Origin of the sequence: Halomonas sp. 707B3 (assembly GCF_024158645.1) — a bacterium.
Classification (GTDB): Bacteria; Pseudomonadota; Gammaproteobacteria; order Pseudomonadales; family Halomonadaceae; genus Vreelandella; species Vreelandella lionensis.
The window spans coordinates 1-1,860 of the sequence record NZ_JAMZBE010000276.1 but is presented as its reverse complement, the minus strand read 5'-3'; the positions used below and the strand labels follow the sequence as shown (position 1 = coordinate 1,860).

The window sequence follows — 1,860 nt, the reverse complement described above, 5'->3', positions numbered from 1 at the left end:
ATCCAATGCAGTTCGTCGATGAAGCCTCGATTATTGTTGAGGCAGGTAAAGGCGGCAATGGCTGTCTGAGCTTTCGCCGCGAGAAATATGTGCCCAAGGGTGGCCCCGATGGTGGCGATGGTGGCCACGGTGGCAGCGTTTATCTGATTGGTGATGATTCGCTCAACACCTTGATTGATTTCAAATTTCAGCGTTTCTACAAAGCTGAAAATGGGCAGGGCGGCATGGGCCGCCAGATGAGCGGTAAAGCCGGGGAAGACCTGCACGTAAAAGTGCCGGTAGGCACCACGGTGATTGATGAAGACACCCTTGAGGTGATTGCCGACGTGACCGAAATTGGTCAGGTCGTGCTGGTAGCAGAAGGCGGCCGCCGTGGGTTGGGGAATATTCACTTTAAATCCTCCACCAACCGTGCGCCTCGGCGCACCACGCCGGGCACCGAAGGCGACCGTCGTAACCTGCGCCTGGAAATGAAAGTGATGGCGGACGTGGGCCTGCTGGGTATGCCCAACGCCGGTAAGTCGACGCTGATTCGTTCGGTGTCGGCGGCTAAGCCCAAAGTGGCCAACTACCCGTTCACTACGCTGGTGCCGAACCTGGGCGTGGTAAAGCTCGGTATGCATGAGCACTTCGTGATGGCCGACGTGCCGGGGCTAATTGAAGGTGCCTCTGATGGCGCGGGCCTGGGGCTGCGCTTTTTGAAGCACCTGACCCGCACGCGGCTGCTGTTCCACGTGGTCGATGTGGCGCCGTTTGATGAGTCCGACCCGGTGGAAGCGGCGCAGGCGATCATTCACGAGCTTGGTCAGTTCTCTCCGGCGCTCTCCGAGCGGCCCCGCTGGCTGGTGCTGAATAAGTTCGACCTGCTGCCAGAAGAGGAGCGCGAGGCGCGCGCCCAGGCGATCATTGATGCGCTGAACTGGGATGGTCCCGTCTTCCGCATTTCGGCGATCAGCAGTGAAGGCACCGATAAGCTGGTGCAAGCCGCTTACCGCTGGCTCACCGAGCAGCAGCGCTTGGAAAACGAGGACGAAGAGGCCCATGCCCGCGAGCAGGAAATGCGCCGTCGCATGGAGGAGGAGTCGGTGGCCCGTACCGAGGCCCGCCTTGGCCGTCGTCGTAAGCGCGATGATGAAGAAGACGATGACGATTTCGACGACGATGATTACGATGTCGAAGTGGAGTACGCCCCGTAAGCCAGCGGCGTACTAGCTAGGATAAATCGCGTGAGCGCAATGGCGTGGGAGAGTCGCGACGTGGAAAGCAACGAGCAGTTGCCGGGCCGTGAGGCGCTGAGTAGCGCCCGCCGGGTGGTGGTCAAAATTGGCAGCGCGCTGCTCACCAATGATGGTCGTGGGCTGGACGAAGCGGCCATTGGCGGCTGGGTGGATCAAATTGCCGCCCTGCATCAGCAGGGTAAAGAGGTGGTGCTGGTTTCCTCCGGTGCGGTGGCAGCTGGCATGGTACGCCTGGGCTGGCAGGCGCGTCCGAGCGCCGTGCACGAGCTTCAGGCGGCCGCCGCGGTGGGGCAAAATGGCCTGACCCAGTGCTACGAGCAGCACTTTGCGCGCCACGGCATGCTCACCGCGCAGATTTTGCTCACCCACGACGATCTCTCCAACCGCAAGCGCTACCTGAACGCGCTCTCGGCATTGCGCACGCTGGTCGAGATGCGCGTAGTGCCGGTCATCAACGAAAACGATACCGTCGTCACCGACGAGATCCGCTTTGGCGATAACGACACTCTCGGCGCGCTGGTGGCGAATCTGCTGGAAGCCGATGCGCTGCTGCTGCTTACCGACCAAGAAGGCCTGTTCGATGCCGACCCCCGCCATAACCCTGACGCCACGCTGATTGCTG

General features: G+C 61.2%; 2 protein-coding genes. Both read left to right on the top strand.

What is annotated here, in order from left to right:
- Positions 1-5 precede the first annotated feature (5 nt).
- Positions 6-1,196 (top strand): Obg family GTPase CgtA, encoded by a 1,191-nt coding sequence (gene cgtA, locus BIS10_RS18590; protein ID WP_089674895.1) that lies wholly within the window; start codon positions 6-8, stop codon positions 1,194-1,196.
- A 39-nt stretch (positions 1,197-1,235) separates the two neighbouring features.
- Positions 1,236-1,860 (top strand): glutamate 5-kinase (gene proB, locus BIS10_RS18585; protein WP_253507722.1); only part of this gene is annotated, 625 nt, incomplete at its 3' end.